Annotated in this window: 15 protein-coding genes and 1 pseudogene; 9 read left to right on the top strand and 7 right to left on the bottom strand. The window is 59.6% G+C overall.

All coding sequences use genetic code 11. The features are described from left to right. Positions 1-568: 568 nt before the first annotated feature. Positions 569-1,309: a phosphoadenylyl-sulfate reductase gene (locus ACQ4OB_RS26495; protein WP_074874985.1), complete on the bottom strand. Its 741-nt coding sequence runs from the start codon at positions 1,307-1,309 to the stop codon at positions 569-571. Positions 1,310-1,482: 173 nt separating this feature from the next. Between ACQ4OB_RS26495 and thrH the strand changes: the two genes are divergently transcribed. Continuing rightward, on the top strand, positions 1,483-2,100 hold the full coding sequence (thrH, locus tag ACQ4OB_RS26490; protein ID WP_074874987.1) for a bifunctional phosphoserine phosphatase/homoserine phosphotransferase ThrH: 618 nt from the start codon (positions 1,483-1,485) through the stop codon (positions 2,098-2,100). Between the two features lie 58 nt (positions 2,101-2,158). On the opposite strand, the gene pabB is transcribed toward thrH, so the two are convergent. From pabB to ACQ4OB_RS26470, 4 genes are all read right to left on the bottom strand, one after another. Continuing rightward, positions 2,159-3,496 (bottom strand): aminodeoxychorismate synthase component I, encoded by a 1,338-nt coding sequence (pabB, locus tag ACQ4OB_RS26485; RefSeq protein ID WP_430956760.1) that lies wholly within the window; start codon positions 3,494-3,496, stop codon positions 2,159-2,161. Between the two features lie 217 nt (positions 3,497-3,713). Next, on the bottom strand, positions 3,714-4,700 hold the full coding sequence (locus ACQ4OB_RS26480; RefSeq protein WP_430956759.1) for an alpha-L-glutamate ligase-like protein: 987 nt from the start codon (positions 4,698-4,700) through the stop codon (positions 3,714-3,716). Next, positions 4,700-6,235 (bottom strand): inactive transglutaminase family protein, encoded by a 1,536-nt coding sequence (locus tag ACQ4OB_RS26475; protein ID WP_074874994.1) that lies wholly within the window; start codon positions 6,233-6,235, stop codon positions 4,700-4,702. Before ACQ4OB_RS26475 ends, ACQ4OB_RS26480 begins: the two co-directional genes overlap by 1 nt. Before the next feature lie 5 nt (positions 6,236-6,240). Further along, complete coding sequence (locus ACQ4OB_RS26470; protein WP_074874996.1) at positions 6,241-6,777, bottom strand: ATP-dependent zinc protease family protein; 537 nt, start codon at positions 6,775-6,777, stop codon at positions 6,241-6,243. 302 nt (positions 6,778-7,079) lie between these two features. On the opposite strand from ACQ4OB_RS26470, the gene ACQ4OB_RS26465 reads away from it, so the two are divergent. From ACQ4OB_RS26465 to prpD, 6 genes are all read left to right on the top strand, one after another. After that, the gene (locus ACQ4OB_RS26465) at positions 7,080-7,799 is read left to right on the top strand and encodes a GntR family transcriptional regulator (RefSeq protein ID WP_173860498.1); all 720 of its coding nucleotides are present in this window, start codon (positions 7,080-7,082) and stop codon (positions 7,797-7,799) included. After that, positions 7,796-8,686: a methylisocitrate lyase gene (prpB, locus tag ACQ4OB_RS26460; RefSeq protein WP_008146328.1), complete on the top strand. Its 891-nt coding sequence runs from the start codon at positions 7,796-7,798 to the stop codon at positions 8,684-8,686. The genes ACQ4OB_RS26465 and prpB overlap by 4 nt, the downstream gene beginning before the upstream one ends. A 202-nt stretch (positions 8,687-8,888) precedes the next feature. Further along, on the top strand, positions 8,889-10,016 hold the full coding sequence (gene prpC / locus ACQ4OB_RS26455; RefSeq protein ID WP_074875000.1) for a bifunctional 2-methylcitrate synthase/citrate synthase: 1,128 nt from the start codon (positions 8,889-8,891) through the stop codon (positions 10,014-10,016). A 205-nt stretch (positions 10,017-10,221) separates the two neighbouring features. Next, complete coding sequence (gene acnD / locus ACQ4OB_RS26450) at positions 10,222-12,816, top strand: Fe/S-dependent 2-methylisocitrate dehydratase AcnD (RefSeq protein WP_430956758.1); 2,595 nt, start codon at positions 10,222-10,224, stop codon at positions 12,814-12,816. A 54-nt stretch (positions 12,817-12,870) separates the two neighbouring features. Then, positions 12,871-14,061 carry a 2-methylaconitate cis-trans isomerase PrpF gene (gene prpF, locus ACQ4OB_RS26445; protein ID WP_430956757.1) on the top strand — a complete coding sequence of 397 codons (1,191 nt, stop codon included), beginning with the start codon at positions 12,871-12,873 and terminating at the stop codon, positions 14,059-14,061. Positions 14,062-14,274: 213 nt separating this feature from the next. Beyond that, positions 14,275-15,759, top strand: coding sequence for a 2-methylcitrate dehydratase (gene prpD / locus ACQ4OB_RS26440; RefSeq protein ID WP_430956756.1), 1,485 nt, complete (start codon positions 14,275-14,277; stop codon positions 15,757-15,759). A gap of 41 nt (positions 15,760-15,800) precedes the next feature. Here prpD and ACQ4OB_RS26435 read toward each other — a convergent pair whose 3' ends face one another. Further along, positions 15,801-16,688, bottom strand: coding sequence for a DMT family transporter (locus ACQ4OB_RS26435; protein ID WP_430956764.1), 888 nt, complete (start codon positions 16,686-16,688; stop codon positions 15,801-15,803). A 137-nt stretch (positions 16,689-16,825) separates the two neighbouring features. Here ACQ4OB_RS26435 and ACQ4OB_RS26430 point away from each other — a divergent pair, with 137 nt between their 5' ends. Continuing rightward, a complete protein-coding gene (locus tag ACQ4OB_RS26430; protein WP_430956755.1) occupies positions 16,826-18,235 on the top strand; it encodes a PLP-dependent aminotransferase family protein in 1,410 nt (469 codons plus the stop codon). A gap of 137 nt (positions 18,236-18,372) precedes the next feature. On the opposite strand, the gene ppsR is transcribed toward ACQ4OB_RS26430, so the two are convergent. Then, positions 18,373-19,191, bottom strand: a complete 819-nt coding sequence (ppsR, locus tag ACQ4OB_RS26425) for a posphoenolpyruvate synthetase regulatory kinase/phosphorylase PpsR (RefSeq protein ID WP_074875012.1) — start codon at positions 19,189-19,191, stop codon at positions 18,373-18,375. Positions 19,192-19,365: 174 nt separating this feature from the next. On the opposite strand from ppsR, the pseudogene ppsA reads away from it, so the two are divergent. Further along, positions 19,366-21,722: pseudogene (gene ppsA, locus ACQ4OB_RS26420) on the top strand (phosphoenolpyruvate synthase). Positions 21,723-21,867 lie beyond the last annotated feature (145 nt).

Genomic DNA, 21,867 nt, shown 5'->3' with positions numbered 1-21,867 from the left:
GGCAGGCTCCGAGCTTGGCGTCGCGATGACTGTGCATGAGCGTTGGCTCGACAAATCTTCGTCGCGGGCAATCAGCATCATTGGTTACGGGGCATCTGCAGCCTGTACGGGATAGGGCGCTTCAGGCTTGCGGATCTAAAGTGTGTGTATGTTTTGAAATGATTGTATACAATACATGTATGCAATTAAGCCAGATCCATGCCAGTCAGCGATCTATGAATTTCATCGCTAATTTCGTTTTGTTATCAGTAGGCGATAAGTGACTGAAATAAAGGCAATATAAATTGACTGTTTGAACAGGTATTTATTTTTCAGCGGGATTTGCAGGAAATGTCGACTGAGGAAGTCAGGGCAGGGGCGTGTAACTTTTTGGGGCGCTGAAATTAAAAGTGCACACACAAATGGCACCTATGGTGACATTCCTGTGTACACATTTACAGGGGCTGCACAGCCCCTGTGGGAGTGAGCCTGCTCGCGATAGCGGTGTAGCAGTCACCATCAATGTTGGATGTCAGCCCGCCATCGCGAGCAGGCTCACTCCCACATTGGATCTCACAAGGCTGGGGGGTTATTCCTTGGATTTGCTGATGATATTGCCCGCATGCAGCCCGCATTCTTTCTGCGTCGCTTCTTCCCACCACCAACGACCTTCGCGCTCGTGCTGGTTCGGCAATACCGGGCGGGTGCAGGGCTCGCAGCCGATGCTGATGAACCCTCGTTCATGCAGGCTGTTGTACGGCAGCTCGAGCATGCGGATGTAGCCCCAGATCTCTTCGCTGGTCATTTGTGCCAGCGGGTTGAATTTGTAGAGGGTGCGTTCCGGGGTGGAGAACGCGGTGTCGATTTCCAGTACCGCGACGGCGCTGCGAGTGCCAGGGCTTTGATCCCGACGCTGCCCGGTGGCCCAGGCCGCCACTCCCGAGAGCTTACGACGTAGCGGCTCGATCTTGCGGATGCCGCAGCATTCGCCATGGCCGTCCTTGTAGAAACTGAACAGGCCTTTTTCCTTCACGAAGGGTTCGAGCTTGGTGTAGTCCGGCGACACCAGTTCGATGTCGATCTTGTAGTGCTCGCGCACCTGATCGATGAAGCGATAGGTCTCGGGGTGCAGGCGGCCAGTGTCGAGGCTGAACACTTTGACGTTCTTGTTCAGCTTCCAGGCCATGTCTACCAGCACCACGTCTTCGGCGCCGCTGAAAGATATCCACAGGTCATCGCCAAACTCGGCGAACGCGAGTTTCAGGATGTCCTGGGCGGATTTGTTGGCATAGGTCGTGGCGAGTTCCACGACGTCGAACGTTGGGCTCATCAGGGCGGCTTCCTACAGGTCGGTGGCGCTGGGCGCTCTATATGGGGCTGATGGTAACAAAATCCTGCGGCCGCTGGCGCGCCCTCTGCGTTGCGCAGGCTTGCCTGAATCGCTAGAGTTCGGCAGTCCTTTTGCTCGCTCGACTCAATAATCAATACAAATGGGAGTGTCTTGTGGAAATTGCCTGTCTGGATCTTGAAGGTGTACTGGTCCCGGAAATCTGGATCGCCTTCGCCGAAAAAACCGGGATCGAGTCCCTCAGGGCCACCACCCGGGACATCCCCGACTACGACGTGCTGATGAAGCAGCGTCTGCGGATTCTCGACGAGCACGGCTTGAAACTCTCCGACATTCAGGAAGTAATCGCCACGCTCCAGCCGCTGGATGGTGCCATCGAGTTCGTCAACTGGCTGCGTGAGCGCTTTCAGGTGGTGATTCTGTCGGACACGTTCTACGAGTTCTCCCAGCCGCTGATGCGTCAACTGGGCTTCCCGACCTTGCTCTGCCATCGTCTGATTACGGACGATTCCGGTCGGGTGACGAGCTATCAATTGCGTCAGAAAGATCCCAAGCGCCAGTCGGTTTTGGCCTTCAAGAGCCTTTACTACCGGGTGATCGCGGCGGGGGATTCCTACAACGACACCACGATGCTGGGCGAGGCGGATGCGGGGATTCTGTTCCATGCGCCGGACAATGTGATTCGCGAGTTTCCGCAGTTCCCGGCGGTGCACAGTTTTGAGGAGCTGAAGCAGGAATTCATCAAGGCTTCCAACCGGGCTTTGAGTTTGTAACTACCGTAGTTGACGGTGATCATTCCCACGCAGAGCGTGGGAACGATTAAGTGTGGTGTCAGAGGTTTTGCAGGGTATCGAGCAGGACTTTCACCTTGGTAATCGATTCCTGATATTCGGCCTGCCACTCCGAGTCCGCGACGATCCCGCCACCGCCCCAGCAACACACCTGCCCATCTTTCACCAACAAGCTGCGAATCGCGATCGAACTGTCCATCTCGCCGCGCACGTCCAGATAGAGCAATGACCCGCAGTACAACCCACGACGCGTGGGCTCCAGTTCGTCGATGATTTGCATCGCGCGAATTTTTGGTGCGCCGGTAATCGAGCCGCCCGGGAAGCTGCCAGCGATCAGGTCCAGGGCGTCCCGGTCATCCGCCAGTTCACCGGTCACGCTGCTCACCAGGTGATGCACGTTCGGGTAGCTTTCCAGGCTGAACAACTCCGGCACCCGCACCGACCCGATACGGCAAGTACGGCCGAGGTCATTGCGCAGCAGGTCGACGATCATCAGGTTTTCCGCGCGGTCCTTGGGGCTGGCCAGCAGTTCGGCGGCGTTCGCCGCATCTTCGGCAGCGGTCAGTCCGCGAGGGCGGGTACCTTTGATCGGCCGGGTTTCCACATGGCGTTCGCTGACTTTGACGAAGCGTTCTGGCGACAGACTCAGTACCGCACTGCCGTCGGGTAAACGCTGAAAACCGGAAAACGGCGTCGGGCACGCTGCCCGCAGCGCGCAATACGCGGCCCATGGATCGCCCTGGCACTGCGCGCGGAAACGCTGGGCGAAGTTGACCTGGTAACAATCGCCGGCCTGGATGTACTGCTGAATGCGTTCTAGCGCCTGGCGATATTCGTCAGCGCTCAGGTCGGCCTTCATCGGGGCTTTCAACTTGAAAGACTCGACTGCTTCAGCGGGAGGCTCACTGAATAGGGTGATCAGACGCTGACGTTCGCTGTCGACCAGCGACGGGTGGAAAACCAACTGACTTGTATTCAGTTGGTGATCGCTGATCAGTGCCCAGTCATACAGCCCGAAGCGTGCGTCGGGTAGCTGCAGATCGTCCTGCGCCTGACTCGGCAGGTTTTCCAGATGCCGGCCGAAGTCGTAGCTCAGGTAACCGATCAGGCCGCCAGCGAAGGGCAAATCGTAAGGAACAGCCGCTTCACCGAGTCGTGTCAGATTGTCGCGAAGGCGTTGCAGGAAATCGCTGCCACTTTCGTCAGGCAATACCGCTATTTGCTCCAGCGGCCAGGCACTGAGCAAGTCATAACGTCCACGCTCGGCACTCGGCCGGCCACTGTCGAGCAGCACGGCACCGGGGGCGTGACGAATCGCCGCGAAGTACTCGGCGGGGTTGGCGCAATAGGGCAGCGGGTGTACGGAACAGGTCAACATGGGCGGGGCAGATCAGCCATCGAGGCGGGGTGGCGATTGTAGTCTCCTCGGGGAATTGCTCCTAGAGGGGATGTCGGGGATTGCTAGATAGAAGGCTGTTTGATCGTTCCCACGCTCTGCGGGGGAATGCATCCCGTGACGCTCCGCGTCACAGGCGGACGCAGAGCGTCCGTGGCGGCATTCCCACGCGGAGCGTGGGAACGATCAATGTAAGGGATCAGCCCTCAACCGCCGGAATATGCCCAAACATTTCCTGAACGAACTCAACCCGTTCCTCCACCGTCTCAACAACCCCGCGAGCCTTCAACTCTTCCAGCCGCGCTTCAACCGCATGGGTGCGCAATGTCAGCCCGCAATCATTGGCAATCTGAATGTTCAACCCCGGCCGGGCGTTGAGTTCGAGAATCAGCGGCCCCTTTTCCTGGTCCAGCACCATGTCGACACCGATATAACCCAGCCCGCACAGCTCATAGCAGCCCGCGGCAAGTTTCATGAAACCGTCCCAGTAGGGCAGTTGCACGCCGTCCACTGCGTTGGTGGTGTCAGGGTGTTTGGTGATGATGTTGTTTAGCCAGGTGCCGCGCAGGGTCAGGCCGGTGGCGAGGTCTACACCGACGCCGATGGCGCCCTGGTGCAGGTTGGCCTTGCCGCCGGACTGGCGGGTGGGCAGCCGCAGCATGGCCATCACCGGGTAACCCATCAGCACGATAATCCGAATGTCCGGCACGCCTTCATAGCTGATGCTCTTGAAGATCTGGTCCGGGGTCACGCGGTACTCGATCAGCGCCCGATCCCGATGACCGCCCAGGGAGTAGAGGCCGGTCAGGATGCTGGAGATATGGTGCTCGATTTCCTCATGGCTGATGATCTTGCCGGACACCGTGCGATAGCGGCCCTCGAAACGGTCGGCAATCACAATGATGCCGTCACCGCCCGCGCCCTGGGCCGGTTTGATCACGAAGTCGTTGCGCCCGCCGATGATGGCGTCGAGGTTGTCGATTTCTTTCTCGGTGGAAATCACGCCATACAGCTCCGGCACATGAATGCCGGCGGCGATGGCGCGTTCCTTGGTGATGATCTTGTCGTCGACAATCGGGTACAGACTGCGCTTGTTGTACTTGAGCACGTAGTCTGCGTTACGCCGATTGATCCCCATGATGCCCCGGGCTTCCAGGGACTTCCAGGTCTTCCAGAAGCCGAACATCAGGCGTCAGCCTTCTTCAGGAAGGCCTTGAAACGCACCAGTTCGGTCAGGCGGTAGCCGCGATAACGCCCCATGGCCAGCATGAAGCCCACCAGGATCAACAGGATCGCCGGGAAGGTGAACACGAAGTAAACCAGTTCCGGAACGCTCATGATCAGGTGCGCCAGCGACGCGGCGAACAGCGTACCGATCGCCACTTTCATGGCGTGGCCGGAACCGCGTTCTTCCCAGGTAATCGACAGGCGTTCGATGGTCATGGTCAGAATCACCATCGGGAACAGTGCCACCGACAAACCGCGCTCCAGGCCGAGTTTGTGGCTGAACAGGCTGATCGCCGCGATCAGCACCACCACGAATGTCAGCACCACCGACAGCCTCGGCAGCATTTGCAGCTTCAAGTGTTCAAGGTAGGAGCGTAGCGACAGGCCCAGCGCCGTGATGACCGTAAACAGCATGATGCCGAAGCCGAGCTGGGTTTCCCGGAATGCCAGGGCGATCAGCACCGGCGTAAAGGTGCCGAGGGTCTGAATGCCGATCAGGTTGCGCAGGATCAGGATCACCAGCACGCCGATCGGGATCATCACCATGATCATGAAGGTCTGCTGGGTTTGCAGCGGCAGGCCGTACAGCGAATATTCGAGAAAGTTGGCGTCGGTGTTTTCGTCGGTCAGCTTGGCCAGGCGAATCGCGTTCATTTCGCTGTTGTTCAGGCTGAAGGTCACGTTGGCCTTCTTGCCGCCATCGACGGTGATCAGGTTTTCGTCACCGGTCCACCACAGCAGGCGATCGGTCGGCAGGCCCTGTTCACCGGTTTCCGGGTTGAAGTACAGCCAGTCGGTGCCGTTGAAACTGCGCAACCAGAGTTCCGGCATTTGCGGCTGGTCGGCCACCAGACGAATGGTGTGGACCTTTTCCACCGGCACGTGCGCGATGGACAGCACCAATTCGACGATTTTCGCCTTGTGCCCGGGGGACGGATCGCCGGCCAGCAACAGCTTCACATTGTCGTCGTTGAGATTGTTGACACGCTTGATGGCTTCGCCGATGAAGGTTTCGACGTCGGCCGAGTGCTGGCGGATCGGTGCGAGCAGGGCTTCGGCGGCGACTTTTTCCGCGCCTTCGACGGCGATGCTGTCACGGAAGGTCGGCCCTTTGACCTTGGATTTTTCACCGGTGTAGCGCTTGGTCAATACCAGTCGGTAATAAAGCGTTTGATTGCCCTTGGCCCGACGTGCCGACCAGGTGACTTTGCGGTTGCCGTCGACACGGTTCACGGCCACGCCGTAGTTATTGGAAATGAAACTCTCGTTGAGGCTGACGTAATCGCGGCTTAGCGGCGGCACGAACATCTGGATCTTGACCGGGTCCTTGGTACTGGCGACGAACTCGACTTTGGCGTCGATGTTCCACAAGTCGTCGGTAGCGTCTTCGGTCACGGGGATGCCGAGCACGAAGATCTGATAGGCCGTGACTGAAATACCCAGCACCACCAGGATGGCGATCAGGAATTTCAGATGAAGGGTAAGAGAGCGCATTGGAATTACTCTGCGGTATGAGCGTCGGTGGCGCAGGCGGGTTTGCCAGCAGCGTATTTAAGACTGGGGTCGACCAGCGCATCGAAGCGTTTTAGCGCTTCGGAGCCGATCAGGAGCGGGTATTGGAAGGCGCTGCGGTCGGTCAAGTTCACTTCGATACTGCGTAAAGCCGAACCCATGCAGATATTCAGCTCGATCACCGGACGGGCGGTGTACTTCTTGCCTTCCTCCGGGTCGTAGTCGCCGGCCCGGCGCTTGATCTTGCTGACGCGGGCCAGTGGCCGTTCGATCGGGTGTGAGTGCGCAGCGTCAATGGCCAGATAGAAGCGCACCCAGGACTCGCCATTGCGTTTGAAGCGTTTGATGTCTCGGGCGCTCAGGGACGCGGTTTTCGCCCCGGTGTCGAGTTTGGCGGCAACTTCCAGGTTGATGCCGTCCAGGGAGGCGTACTCGTTGAGGCCGTAGACAGTCTTTTCCCCTGCCGCGGCAAAACCGGGCAGGCAAAGAAGATAAAGGAAGGTGGGGAAGGGCTTGAGTCTCATAAATCCTGGTGCGCAGCGGTCCGTATTTCGATTCAAGGCCCTGGCATCGCTGCGCAAGCTCCCTCGTATGCCTATCAACTGTTTATGACAAGCAGTGCAGATGTCACAAACAAATGCGGCCGGCATTCTAGCACGGTGGTTTTATGGCGCCAGCGCTGGCGGGTGGCTATAAACCACAGTGCTGCTTTGTTATGGTGCGGCCGGTTATTAGACGATTGTCGACAATACCGATTTTCTCTTTGACTAATCGGCCTGTATTCGCTAGTTTTTGCGGCATCCGCTTTCAAGGTGTCGACAATATGCTGGATCAACTCGATCCCCCGGTCATTGCCCAAGACGATTCAGAGACGCTTTCCGAGAACGTCTTCCGGCGCATTCAGGCGGCCATCGTCAAGGGCGAGATCGCCCCGGGCAGCAAGATCTCCGAGCCGGAACTGGCGCGCACTTATGGCATCAGCCGCGGGCCGCTGCGTGAGGCGATCCACCGTCTGGAAGGCCAGCGCCTGCTGGTTCGCGTACCGCACGTCGGGGCGCGGGTGGTTTCGTTGAGCCATGCCGAGCTGCTGGAACTCTACGAAATCCGCGAATCCCTTGAAGGCATGGCCTGCCGTCTGGCGGCCGAACGCATGACGCTCGAAGAAATCGACGAACTGCGCCGGGTCCTCGAAACCCATGAGCGCGATGCGGCGTTTCAGGCCGGTGTCGGCTACTACCAGCAGGAAGGCGATTTCGACTTCCATTACCGAATCATCCAGGGCAGCGGCAACCGCACCCTGACGCAGATGCTCTGCGGCGAGCTCTATCAACTGGTGCGCATGTACCGCATCCAGTTTTCCACCACGCCCAATCGTCCGCGTCAGGCCTTTGCCGAGCACCACCGAATTCTCGACGCCATCGCCGACCGTGACGGTGAGCTTGCCGAGTTGTTGATGCGCCGCCATATCGGCGCCTCCAAACGCAATATCGCTCGTCACTATCAGGACGGCGCCAACCAGACAGCCACTCAACGAGGTGAGTCATGAGTTCCAACAAGAGCACTCCAGGCCAGCGATTCCGCGATGCGGTCGCCAGCGAACATCCGCTGCAAGTGGTCGGCGCGATCAACGCCAACCACGCGCTGCTGGCCAAGCGCGCCGGTTTCAAGGCTATTTATCTGTCGGGTGGCGGGGTGGCTGCCGGCTCCCTCGGCGTGCCGGACCTGGGCATCACCGGCCTGGATGACGTGCTGACCGACGTGCGTCGCATCACGGACGTCTGCGACCTGCCGCTGCTGGTGGACGTGGACACCGGTTTCGGTTCCTCGGCGTTCAACGTGGCCCGTACCGTGAAGTCGATGATCAAGTTCGGCGCGGCAGCCATTCACATCGAAGACCAGGTCGGCGCCAAGCGCTGCGGTCACCGTCCTAATAAAGAGATCGTGTCCTTGCAGGAAATGGTCGATCGGATCAAGGCCGCCGTTGATGCGCGCACCGACGACAGCTTCGTGATCATGGCTCGTACCGACGCCCTCGCAGTGGAAGGTCTGGAATCCGCTTTGGATCGCGCCGCCGCATGCATCGAGGCCGGCGCCGACATGATTTTCCCGGAAGCCATCACCGAACTGGACATGTACAAGCTGTTCGCCAGCCGCGTGAAAGCGCCGATCCTGGCCAACATCACCGAGTTCGGCGCGACGCCGCTGTACACCACCGAGCAACTCGCCGCTGCCGATGTGTCGCTGGTGCTGTACCCGCTGTCGGCGTTCCGCGCGATGAACAAGGCTGCGGAAAACGTCTACACCGCGATCCGCCGCGACGGCACGCAACAGAACGTGATCGACACCATGCAGACCCGCATGGAGCTTTACGATCGCATCGACTACCACACCTTCGAGCAGAAGCTCGATGCGTTGTTTGCCGCGAAGAAGTAATTGTTTATGTAGCAGCTGCCGAGCAACGCGAGGCTGCGTTCGAGGCCGAAGGACTCGCCAAGCCAGGCGATCGCGTCAGCAGGTTTTACGACTGCTGCGCAGCCGAACGCAGCCTCGCGCTGCTCGACACCTGCTACGAAGTGAGATAACCGTTTAGAAATTGCAGATTCCCTGACAAATTCAAGAAAAACTGGAGACAGCAATGGCCGAAGCAAAAGTACTCAGTGGCGCCGGGCTCCGTGGTCAGGTTGCCGGGCAAACCGCACTGTCCACCGTGGGCCAGTCGGGCGCAGGCCTGACCTATCGTGGCTACGACGTTCGCGAACTGGCGGCTGACGCACAGTTCGAAGAAGTGGCCTACCTGCTGCTGTACGGCGAACTGCCGACCCAAACCCAACTCGCCGCTTACATCAGCAAACTGGGCAAGCTGCGCGATCTGCCGCAAGCGCTGAAAGAAGTGCTGGAGCGCATCCCCGCCGACGCCCACCCGATGGACGTGATGCGCACCGGTTGCTCGTTCCTGGGCAACATCGAACCGGAGAAAGACTTCTCTGAACAACACGATGTGACTGACCGTTTGCTCGCCGCGTTCCCGGCGATCATGTGCTACTGGTATCGCTTCAGCCATGACGGCAAACGCATCAGCTGCGTGAGCGACGAACAATCCATCGGCGGCCACTTCCTGCACTTGTTGCACGACAAGAAGCCGAGCGAGTTGCACGTCAAAGTGATGAACGTTTCGCTGATCCTCTACGCGGAGCACGAGTTCAACGCCTCGACGTTCACCGCGCGGGTTTGCGCCTCGACCCTGTCGGACATGTATTCGTGCATCACGGCGGCCATCGGCTCGCTGCGCGGTCCGCTGCATGGCGGCGCCAACGAAGCGGCGATGGAAATGATCGAGCGCTTCAGCTCGCCGCAAGAGGCCGTCGAAGGCACCCTCGGCATGCTTGCGCGCAAGGACAAGATCATGGGCTTCGGTCACGCGATCTATAAGGACAACGATCCGCGCAACGAGGTGATCAAGGGCTGGTCGAAAAAACTCGCCGAGGAAGTGGGCGACACCGTGTTGTTCCCGGTGTCCGAAGCCATCGACGCAACCATGTGGGAGCAGAAGAAGCTGTTCCCGAACGCCGACTTCTACCATGCGTCGACGTACCACTTCATGGGCATCCCGACCAAGTTGTTCACCCCGATTTTCGTTTGCTCGCGCCTGACCGGCTGGGCGGCGCACGTGTTCGAACAACGTGCCAACAACCGCATCATCCGCCCGAGCGCCGAATACGTCGGCGTCGAACAGCGCAAGTTCGTGCCAATCGAACAACGCTGAATGGGAGGGCGCCGGTAATGGTTACTGGGCAAAACGAATAACCCTGTGGGAGCGGGCTTGCCCGCGATAGCGGTGGGTCAGTCGACATCTTTGTCGGATATGACTCAGTCATCGCGGGCAAGCCCGCTCCCACAGTGGATCGTGTTTGCTTCAATAGCTGCGCCAGGCGCCCACCCTTCGTAACCACCGTGACCGAGTCTTGACGATGAATACTGAATTCCGCAAACCGCTGCCCGGCAGCCATCTGGATTACTTCGACGTCCGTGCAGCTGTCGAGGCCATCCAGCCCGGCGCCTACGACACTCTGCCGTACACCTCCCGCGTGCTGGCGGAAAACCTGGTGCGTCGCTGCGACCCGGCCACGCTCACCGAATCCTTGAAGCAATTTATCGAGCGCAAACGCGACCTCGACTTCCCATGGTTCCCGGCCCGCGTGGTGTGCCACGACATTCTCGGCCAGACCGCACTGGTCGATCTCGCCGGCCTGCGTGACGCCATTGCCCTGCAAGGTGGCGACCCGGCGCAAGTGAACCCGGTGGTGCCGACGCAATTGATCGTCGATCACTCCCTGGCCGTCGAACGCGGTGGTTTCGATCCGGAGGCGTTCGAGAAGAACCGCGCCATCGAAGACCGTCGCAACGAAGACCGTTTCCACTTCATCAACTGGACCAAAAAGGCCTTCAAGAACGTTGATGTGATCCCGCCGGGCAACGGCATCATGCACCAGATCAACCTGGAGAAAATGTCTCCGGTAATCCAGGTGCGCGACGGCGTGGCGTTCCCCGATACCTGCGTCGGCACCGACAGCCACACTCCACACGTCGATGCACTGGGCGTGATCGCCATCGGTGTCGGCGGCCTGGAAGCGGAAAGCGTAATGCTCGGTCGCGCGTCGTGGATGCGTCTGCCGGAAAGCGTCGGCGTCGAATTGACGGGCAAGCTGCAACCGGGCATCACCGCCACCGACATGGTGCTGGCGCTGACCGAGTTCCTGCGTCAGCAAAAAGTCGTTGGCGCATGGCTGGAATTTTTCGGCGAAGGCGCCTCCGCGCTGACCCTCGGCGACCGTGCGACCATCTCCAACATGGCCCCGGAATACGGCGCCACCGCAGCGATGTTCTACATCGACCAGCAGACCATCGACTACCTGAAACTCACCGGCCGTGAAGACGAGCAGGTGCAGTTGGTCGAGAACTACGCCAAGACCACAGGCCTGTGGGCTGACAGCCTGAAAGGTGCGCAATACGAGCGCGGGTTGACCTTCAACCTGTCCTCGGTAGTGCGCAACATGGCCGGCCCGAGCAACCCGCACGCCCGCGTCGCCACCTCGGACCTCGCTGCCCAAGGCATCTCCGGCCAGTGGGACGACGTTCCTGGCCAGATGCCGGATGGCGCAGTGATCATCGCCGCCATCACCAGTTGCACCAACACCAGCAACCCGCGCAACGTCATCGCCGCCGGCCTGCTGGCGCGTAATGCCAACAAGCTCGGCCTGACCCGCAAGCCGTGGGTCAAATCGTCCCTGGCGCCGGGTTCGAAAACCGTGGCGTTGTACCTGGACGAAGCCGGCCTGACCACCGAACTGGAACAGCTCGGCTTCGGCGTCGTGGCCTTCGCTTGCACCACCTGCAACGGCATGTCCGGCGCGCTGGACCCGGTGATCCAGCAAGAGATCATCGACCGCGACCTGTACGCCACCGCTGTGCTGTCCGGCAACCGCAACTTCGATGGCCGGATCCACCCATACGCCAAGAACGCCTTCCTCGCTTCGCCGCCATTGGTGGTGGCTTACGCCATCGCCGGGACCATCCGTTTCGACATCGAAAAGGATGTGCTGGGTGTGGTCGACGGCAAGGAAATCCGCCTGAAAGACATCTGGCCGAGCGACGAAGAAATCGACGCGGTGGTCAAGGCGTCGGTCAAGCCGGAGCAGTTCCGTCAGGTCTACATTCCGATGTTCGCCATCCACGAAGACACCGGCCCGAAAGTGACGCCGCTGTACGACTGGCGCGAGATGAGCACCTACATCCGCCGTCCGCCGTACTGGGAAGGCGCGCTGGCCGGGGCTCGTCCGCTCAAGGGCATGCGCCCGCTGGCGGTGCTGCCGGACAACATCACCACCGATCACCTGTCGCCTTCAAATGCGATCATGTTGGACAGTGCCGCCGGCGAATACCTGGCGAAAATGGGCTTGCCAGAAGAGGATTTCAACTCTTACGCGACTCACCGTGGCGACCACCTGACCGCGCAGCGCGCCACCTTCGCCAACCCGAAACTGTTCAATGAAATGGTTCTGGAAAACGGCAAGGTCAAACAGGGCTCGCTGGCTCGCGTCGAGCCTGAAGGCAAAGTGATGCGCATGTGGGAAGCCATCGAAACCTACATGGAACGCAAGCAGCCGCTGATCATCATCGCCGGCGCCGACTACGGTCAGGGTTCGTCCCGCGACTGGGCGGCCAAAGGCGTGCGTCTGGCGGGTGTGGAAGCGATTGCCGCCGAAGGCTTCGAGCGCATTCACCGCACCAACCTGGTGGGCATGGGCGTGTTGCCGCTGGAGTTCAAACCGGGCACCGACCGCAAGACCTTGGGCATCGATGGCAGCGAAACCTACGACGTGATCGGTGAGCGCACCCCGCGTGCCGAGCTGACGCTGGTGATCAACCGCAAGAACGGCGAACGCGTCGAAGTGCCGGTGACCTGCCGCCTCGACACCGCCGAAGAAGTGTCGATCTATGAGGCCGGCGGCGTGCTGCAACGCTTCGCTCAGGACTTCCTCGAAGAATCGGCGGTTGCCGTTTAACACGATGAGTTCGGGCGGGGCCATGCGGCCTCGCCTGATCCTAAAAGGAACATCATGGCTCACGCACCTCAAATCAGAATCCCTGCCACCTACATGCGCGGCGGCACCAGCAAAGGCGTGTTCTTCAGCCTGAAAGATCTGCCTGAAGCGGCACAGGTTCCAGGCCCGGCGCGCGATGCCTTGTTGCTGCGCGTGATCGGCAGCCCCGACCCGTACGACAAGCAAATCGACGGCATGGGTGGCGCGACCTCCAGTACCAGCAAAACCGTGATTCTGTCGAAAAGCACCAAGGCCGATCACGACGTCGATTACCTGTTCGGTCAGGTGTCCATCGACAAGCCTTTCGTCGATTGGAGCGGCAATTGCGGCAACCTGTCGGCGGCGGTCGGTTCGTTTGCCATCAGCAATGGTCTGGTGGACGCCAGCCGCATCCCGCACAACGGCATTGCCGTGGTTCGCGTGTGGCAGGCCAACATCGGCAAGACCATCATCGCCCACGTGCCGATCACCCATGGTGAAGTGCAGGAAACCGGTGATTTCGAACTCGACGGCGTGACCTTTCCGGCCGCTGAAGTGCAGGTCGAATTCATGGACCCGGCAGCGGAAGAAGAGGGCGGCGGCGGTTCAATGTTTCCTACCGGCAACCTGGTCGATGACCTCGAAGTGCCTGGTGTCGGAACCTTCAAGGCGACCCTGATCAATGCCGGTATTCCGACGATTTTCGTCAATGCCGAAGACATCGGTTACACCGGCACCGAGCTGCAAGGTGCGATCAACAGCGATCCGAAAGCGTTGCTGATGTTTGAAACCATTCGGGCTTACGGCGCGTTGCGCATGGGCCTGATCAAGGATCTGGACGAAGCGGCCAAGCGTCAGCACACGCCCAAGGTTGCCTTTGTGGCCAAGCCTGCGGACTACGTTGCTTCGAGTGGCAAAGCGATTGCGGCGGCTGATGTCGATCTGCTGGTGCGCGCGTTGTCCATGGGCAAATTGCACCACGCGATGATGGGCACGGCGGCGGTGGCGATTGGTACGGCGGCGGCGATTTCCGGCACGCTGGTGAACCTTGCCGCGGGTGGTATCGAACGTAATGCCGTGCGCTTTGGGCATCCGTCCGGCACCTTGCGTGTGGGCGCTGAAGCCAGCCTGGTGAACGGCGAGTGGACTGTGAACAAAGCCATCATGAGCCGCAGTGCGCGGGTGTTGATGGAAGGTTACGTCCGCGTGCCGGGCGATTCTTTCTGATCCCAATCCAGAGATGAACACAAAACCCTGTGGGAGCGGGCTTGCCCGCGATGAGGCCTTCACATTCGGCATCTATGCTGGCTGATACGCCGCCATCGCGGGCAAGCCCGCTCCCACAGGGGACTGCATTTCAACAATAAGAATGTTGTAACCAACCAAGATTGCCCCTGAACCGAGGTCCCATCAACGAACCACTTCAAGAGTGAATCGAACATGAGCACCAACGTCGACCAGAACAACCGCCCCGACTACGACACGGTCCTGCAGGACATTGCCGACTACGTCCTCAACTTCAAGATCCAGTCCGCCGAAGCCCTCGACACCGCCCGCAACTGCCTGATGGACACCTTGGGTTGCGGCCTGCTGGCCTTGCGCTTCCCCGAGTGCACCAAACACCTCGGCCCCATGGTGGAAGACACCGTTGTCCCGTTTGGCGCGCGCGTCCCCGGCACCCGTTATCGCCTCGACCCGGTCAAGGCCGCCTGGGACATCGGCTGCATCGTCCGCTGGCTCGACTACAACGACACCTGGCTCGCGGCCGAATGGGGCCATCCGTCCGATAACCTCGGCGGCATTCTCGCGGTGGCGGACCACTTGTCGCAAAAACGCCTGGCCAATGGCGACGCGCCGCTGACCGTTCGCGCGGTGCTCGACGCCATGATCATGGCTCACGAAATCCAGGGCGTGATCGCGCTGGAAAACTCCTTCAATCGTGTAGGCCTGGATCACGTCATTCTGGTGAAAGTCGCCTCGGCCGCTGTGACCGCCAAGCTGATGGGGGCTAACCGTGAGCAGTTGTTGTCGGCGCTGTCCCATGCGTTCGCCGACGGTCAGGCGCTGCGCACTTACCGTCATGCGCCGAATGCCGGATCGCGTAAATCCTGGGCGGCCGGCGATGCATCCAGCCGTGGCGTGCGTCTGGCAGACATCGCGATGCGTGGCGAAATGGGCATCCCCGGTGTACTCAGCGCGAAACAATGGGGCTTCTACGACGTGCTGTTCAGCCACACCAACAGCGACCTGGCGCTCAAGCCTGAAGACAAACGTGCGTTCAGCTTCTCCCGCAAGTACGGCAGCTACGTGATGGAAAACGTGCTGTTCAAGATCAGCTTCCCGGCCGAGTTCCACGCGCAAACGGCCTGCGAAGCGGCCGTGACGTTGCATCCGCAAGTCAGAAATCGCCTGCACGAAATCGACAAAATCGTTATCACCACTCACGAATCGGCGATCCGCATCATCTCCAAGGTCGGCCCGCTGGCCAATGCGGCGGACCGTGACCATTGCATCCAGTACATGACAGCCGTGCCGCTGGCGTTCGGCAATCTGGTGGCCGAGCAGTACGAGGACGTCTTTCACGCGGCGCACCCGATCATCGACGTGCTGCGCGACAAAATGGTCATCGTCGAAGACCCGCGCTACACCCGCGAATACCTGGAGGCCGATAAGCGCTCCATCGCCAATGCGATACAGGTGTTTTTCAAGGACGGCACCAGCACCGAAAACGTGTTGGTGGAGTACCCGATCGGCCATCGCCGTCGCCGCACCGACGGCATCCCGCTGCTGGAGGACAAGTTCAGGGCGAACCTGGCAACGCGCTTCACCGCCCAGCGCAGCGCCGAGATTTTTGCGTTGTGCAAGGACCAGGCGAAGCTTGAAGCGACACCGGTGAATCGCTTCATGGACCTCTTCGTAATCTGATGCAAATCTCTGTAGGAGCATGCTCCTACAGAGGTGGGGCTTCAGGTGTTAAACCATTTTTCGATCGGCAACTTGGTGATCGCAAACCCCGTCAGCAGAATCGCCGAGTACATCATCAATTCCCGGGACACGGTTTGCCCCTCGTACCAGGCACCGATGATCACCGCGAACACCGGAAAAATGATGAACACAAACGACAGAATGATCGGGCTCAGCCGCTTGAGCAGCAGGAAGTAAACGATAAACCCGCCCACCGACGCCACCAGCCCCAGATAGAGCAGGGCGCTCCACGAACGCGCGGTGATGGCATTGAACACCGGTGCTTCGACACTCAACCCGGCGGCAAACAGCATCAGCCCGGCGATGCCGATTGGCAGCGTGTTGTAGGTGATGACGCTGATCGCCGTACCGTGTTTTTTCGTCACCACGTAACACAGCGCATGCATCACCGCCGCGCAGAGGATCGCCAGCACCCCGAACATTTCGGCATGGTCCAGATGCAGCCCCTGGCTGCGGATGATCATGAACAGGCTGCCGAAGCCGATGGCGATGCCCAGCACTTGCGAGGGGTAGATTTTCTCCCGCAGAAATAGCGCGGAAAACAGCAGGATGAACACCGGCATACAGCTGAACAACAGCGCCGTCAGGCCGGACGAAACGTGCATCTCGCCGTAGTTGAGCAAGTAGTACGGCAGGCTGAAATACGACAGCGTGACAAAGATAAAAAACCAGCGACTTTCCTTGGGAAACAGCAGCGGCTCACGACGTATCAGGGCGAAGCCGAGAAAGAGCGGGAAGGCGATGAGGAACCGCAGGCCGGCGGCGGTCAGCGGCGGCACGCTTTCAACGGCAATCTTGATCCCGAGCCACGTGGTGCCCCAGCTCAGGCATACGATCAGGAACAGCACGCTGGTGACCAGGGCGGCCAGCCAGGGTTTGGCAGTAGGTGAAGGTGCGTTGATGGCAATGGACATGATCGGACTCCTTTTATCGTCGGAATTGACCTCCTTCTGCAAAAGGTCTATCCCTGATTGAACCTGTTTCAAGCACGCTATTCGGGGCTGGAATGACTGTCAAAACAAGTATTGCCACGGTGTCAATCCTGCGCGACGGCCTGGCGAACGGTCTGGGTGTGAAATACAAACGCCTCGCCGACGCCGTTGAGAAAGGCATCGCTGAAGGGCTGATCGAGCCCGGCTGCAAATTGCCGCCGCATCGACTGCTGGCGGATAGCCTCGGCGTGACCATCGGTACCATCAGCCGCGCTTACGGTGAACTCGAACGTGTGGGATTGGTGATCGCGCGCGTAGGAGACGGCACCTATGTGCGTCAGCGCGGAATGGAGCGACCGCGGGACGGTGGCTTTCGCAATGTCAGCAATGAGCCTCGTGCGTTTTTTGACATGAGCCGCAATCAACCGATTCCGGGGCAGGAAGCGCTTTTTCTGAGTCGGAGCCTGCAAGCGTTGTCCCTTGATGCTGAGGCGTTGCAACACATCAGCGGCTACACCGTCGACGTCGGTTTGCCACGCTATCGTGCGGCGGGCGCGCATTGGCTCAGGCATAAAGAATTTGTCCCGAATGCCGAGCAGATCGTTTGCGTGAACGGCGGCCAGCACGGCCTGTTGTGTGCCTTGATGGGGTTGCTCAAGGCGGGCGATACGTTGGTGACGGAGCTCCTGACCTACCCGGGGTTGATCAGAGTCGCGCGCCAGCTCGGGATAAAACTCATCGGCGTCGGGATCGATGATGAAGGCCTGGTGCCCGATGCCCTGGATGAGGTTTGCCGCAATCATCGTGTGTCGGCGCTGTATTGCACACCGACAATCCAGAATCCTACGGCTGCGGTGATGTCCGTCGCACGGCGCGAGGCGATTGCAGAGGTCTGTCGGCAGCACAATCTGTTGATCTTTGAAGACGAAGCACACGCGGTATTGGCTCAACAGCGACCGTTACCCTTGAGCCATTTCGCCCCGGAGCGTTCGGTGCTGATCGGCAGTCTGAGCAAGGCGGTTTCGGCGGGTTTGCGGGTCGGTTACCTGCATGCGCCGCAACCGTTGATCGGACGCTTGAGCGCAGCCTTACGCGGGACGTGCTGGATGGCCAGCCCGTTGTCATTGGAGGTGGCGAGTCTGTGGATAGAAAACGGCATGGCCGAGCAGTTGCTGGGCCAGCAGATTGCCGAGATCGGTCGGCGCAAGGCGTTGGTCAGTAGTGTGCTGGAGGGTTTGGTGTACAAAACCCATCCGCATAGCCCGCACTTCTGGATCGAAGTACCCGAGCCTTGGCGGGCTTCGCAGATTGCCGAGGAGCTCAAGGCGAATAATTATCTGGTGGCGACGGCTGAATCGTTTGCGGTCGGGCAGGGGGCGGTGCCGCAGTTTATCAGGGCGAGTGTGTGTAATTCGGCGGGGGATGATCGGTTGTTGCTGCAAGGGTTTGAAGCGTTGGCGGGAGCTTTGGCTGAGACTGAGTGATCGTTCATCGTCGGAACGCCGCCCGGAGCAAGCTCACTCCCACAGTTGATCTCCAGTGGACACAAAGTTTATGTACGACAGAGATCAACTGTGGGAGTGAGCCTGCTCGCGATAGCGGTATAACGGGCGCTACAGCACTACTTGAACCGCCGCTCCACACCTTTCTCCACCAGAATCTTCGCCGAAATCTCTTCCACCGAAAAATGCGTGGAATTGATGTGCGGAATGTTCTCGCGACGGAACAGATTCTCCACCTCGCGCACTTCGAATTCGCACTGGGCGTAGCTCGAATAGCGACTGTTGGGCTTGCGCTCGTTACGGATCGCGGTGAGGCGGTCCGGGTCGATGGTCAGGCCGAACAGTTTGTGCTGGTGGGCACGCAGGGTTGCTGGCAATTGCAGGCGTTCCATGTCGTCTTCGGTCAGCGGATAGTTGGCCGCGCGAATGCCGAATTGCATGGCCATGTACAGGCACGTCGGCGTCTTACCACAACGCGACACGCCCACTAGAATCAGGTCCGCCTTGTCGTAATAATGCGTGCGCGCACCGTCGTCGTTGTCGAGGGCGAAGTTGACCGCTTCGATCCGCTCCATGTAATTGGAGTTGCTGCCAATCGAATGGGACTTGCCGACGGTGTAGGAAGAATGCTCGGTCAATTCCTGTTCAAGAGGCGCCAGGAAGGTCGAGAAAATGTCGATCATGAAACCATTGGACGTTGCGAGGATCTCACGGATGTCCTGGTTGACAATGGTGTCGAAGATGATCGGCCGAAAGCCGTCGGTTTCGGCGGCTTTGTTGATTTGTTGTACCATGGCCCGCGCTTTATCCGCGTTGTCGATGTATGGCCGCGTGAATTTGCTGAAGGTAATGTTTTCGAACTGCGCCAGGAGGCTTTGGCCGAGGGTTTCGGCTGTGATGCCGGTGCCGTCGGAAATAAAGAAAGCAGATCGTTTCATTTGCACCTTGGGCCTTAAGCTAGTGACGAATCTTGGATATGATAGGCGCGATTTGCCGGCCGCCAGTGGCCCGCATTCTCACTTATTTTCCAGGTCCAGGCCATACAGCTGGCAAACGCTCCTTAGAGCAGCCGGCTTCTGAGCTTTTCCAACACAGTTAGTGGAGAGATCACCTTGGTAGAGTACGTAGTTTCCCTCGATAAGCTCGGCGTCCATGATGTAGAGCACGTAGGGGGCAAGAACGCATCCCTGGGCGAGATGATCAGTAACCTTGCAGGTGCCGGTGTATCGGTGCCCGGTGGCTTCGCCACGACAGCTCAGGCTTATCGTGATTTTCTCGAGCTGAGCGGCCTGAACGATCAGATCCATGCAGCCCTCGACGCCCTGGACGTCGACGATGTCAATGCCCTGGCCAAGACCGGCGCCCAGATCCGTCAATGGATCATGGAAGCCGAATTCCCCGAGAAACTCAACGCCGAGATCCGCACCGCGTTCGCCACGCTGTCGGCCGGCAACCCTGACATGGCCGTAGCCGTGCGCTCTTCCGCTACCGCCGAAGACCTGCCGGACGCTTCCTTCGCCGGTCAGCAGGAAACCTTCCTGAACATCCGTGGTGTCGAAAACGTCATTCGCGCCGCCAAAGAGGTGTTCGCTTCGCTGTTCAACGACCGCGCGATTTCCTACCGTGTCCACCAGGGCTTCGACCACAAGCTGGTTGCCCTGTCGGCTGGCGTGCAGCGCATGGTCCGCTCCGAAACCGGCACCGCCGGCGTGATGTTCACCCTCGATACCGAATCGGGCTTCCGTGACGTGGTGTTCATCACCGGCGCCTACGGCCTGGGTGAAACCGTCGTACAGAGTTCTACGTCCACAAAGGCACGCTGGAAGCCGGTCGTCCGGCCATCCTGCGTCGCAACCTGGGCAGCAAAGCCATCAAGATGATCTACGGCGAAGTCGCCACGGCCGGTAAATCGGTCAAGACCATCGACGTCGACAAGGCCGATCGCGCACGTTTCTGCCTGACTGACGCCGAAGTCAGCGAACTGGCCAAGCAAGCGATGATCATCGAGAAGCACTACAAGTGCCCGATGGACATCGAATGGGCCAAAGACGGCGACGACGGCAAGCTCTACATCGTTCAGGCCCGTCCTGAAACCGTGAAGAGCCGCACTTCGGCCAATGTCATGGAACGCTACCTGTTGAAAGAAACCGGCACCGTGCTGGTTGAAGGTCGCGCCATCGGCCAGCGTATCGGCGCCGGCAAGGTCCGCATCATCAAGGACGTGTCCGAGATGGACAAAGTCCAGCCCGGCGACGTACTGGTCTCCGACATGACCGACCCGGACTGGGAACCGGTGATGAAGCGCGCCAGCGCCATCGTCACCAACCGTGGCGGTCGTACCTGCCACGCGGCAATCATCGCCCGCGAGCTGGGCATCCCTGCAGTGGTCGGTTGCGGCAACGCCACCCAGCTGCTGCAAGACGGCCAGGGCGTGACCGTTTCCTGCGCTGAAGGCGACACCGGCTACATCTTCGAAGGCGAACTGGGCTTCGACATCAAGAAAAACTCCGTGGACGCCATGCCTGATCTGCCGTTCAAGATCATGATGAACGTCGGCAACCCGGACCGCGCCTTCGATTTCGCTCAGTTGCCGAACGCCGGTGTGGGCCTGGCCCGTCTGGAATTCATCATCAACCGCATGATCGGTGTTCACCCGAAAGCGCTGCTGAACTACGACGGTCTGCCGCAGGACATCAAGGACAGTGTCGACAAGCGCATCGCCGGCTACGACGATCCGGTTGGCTTCTATGTCGAGAAGCTGGTTGAAGGCATCAGCACCCTGGCCGCTGCGTTCACTCCGAAAAAGGTCATCGTGCGTCTGTCGGACTTCAAGTCCAACGAATACGCCAACCTGATCGGCGGCAAGCTCTACGAGCCGGAAGAAGAAAACCCGATGTTGGGCTTCCGCGGTGCTTCGCGTTACATCAGCGAATCGTTCCGTGACTGCTTCGAACTCGAATGCCGTGCCCTCAAGCGCGTGCGCAACGAGATGGGCCTGACTAACGTTGAAATCATGGTGCCGTTCGTCCGTACACTGGGCGAAGCCAGCCAGGTCATCGACCTGTTGGCGGAAAACGGTCTGAAGCGCGGCGAAAACGGCCTGCGCATCATCATGATGTGCGAACTGCCGTCCAACGCGATCCTCGCCGAAGAGTTCCTCGAGTTCTTTGACGGCTTCTCCATCGGTTCCAACGACCTGACCCAGCTGACCCTGGGCCTGGATCGTGACTCCGGGATCATCGCGCACCTGTTCGACGAGCGTAATCCGGCGGTCAAGAAACTGCTGGCCAACGCGATTCAGGCCTGCAACAAGGCTGGCAAGTACATCGGCATTTGCGGCCAGGGTCCTTCGGACCACCCTGATCTGGCCAAATGGCTGATGGAACAGGGCATCGAAAGCGTTTCGTTGAACCCCGATTCCGTACTGGAAACCTGGTTCTTCCTGGCTGAAGGTCAAGCTTCGGCTTGATGGTGTGCACGGACCGCTCCCTGTAGGAGCAAGGCTTGCCCGCGATGGTGTCTTCAAAATCGCCATCGCCAGCAAGCTGTGCTCCTACAGGGAGTAGTCGTTTTCTGAGATTGAAGTAGGGCGGGCTCCTCTGGAAGCCGCCCTT

The organism is Pseudomonas sp. ES4 (assembly GCF_050586665.1).
In the GTDB taxonomy this organism is placed as follows: Bacteria; Pseudomonadota; Gammaproteobacteria; order Pseudomonadales; family Pseudomonadaceae; genus Aquipseudomonas; species Aquipseudomonas frederiksbergensis.
This window is presented reverse-complemented; position numbering and strand designations above follow the sequence as displayed.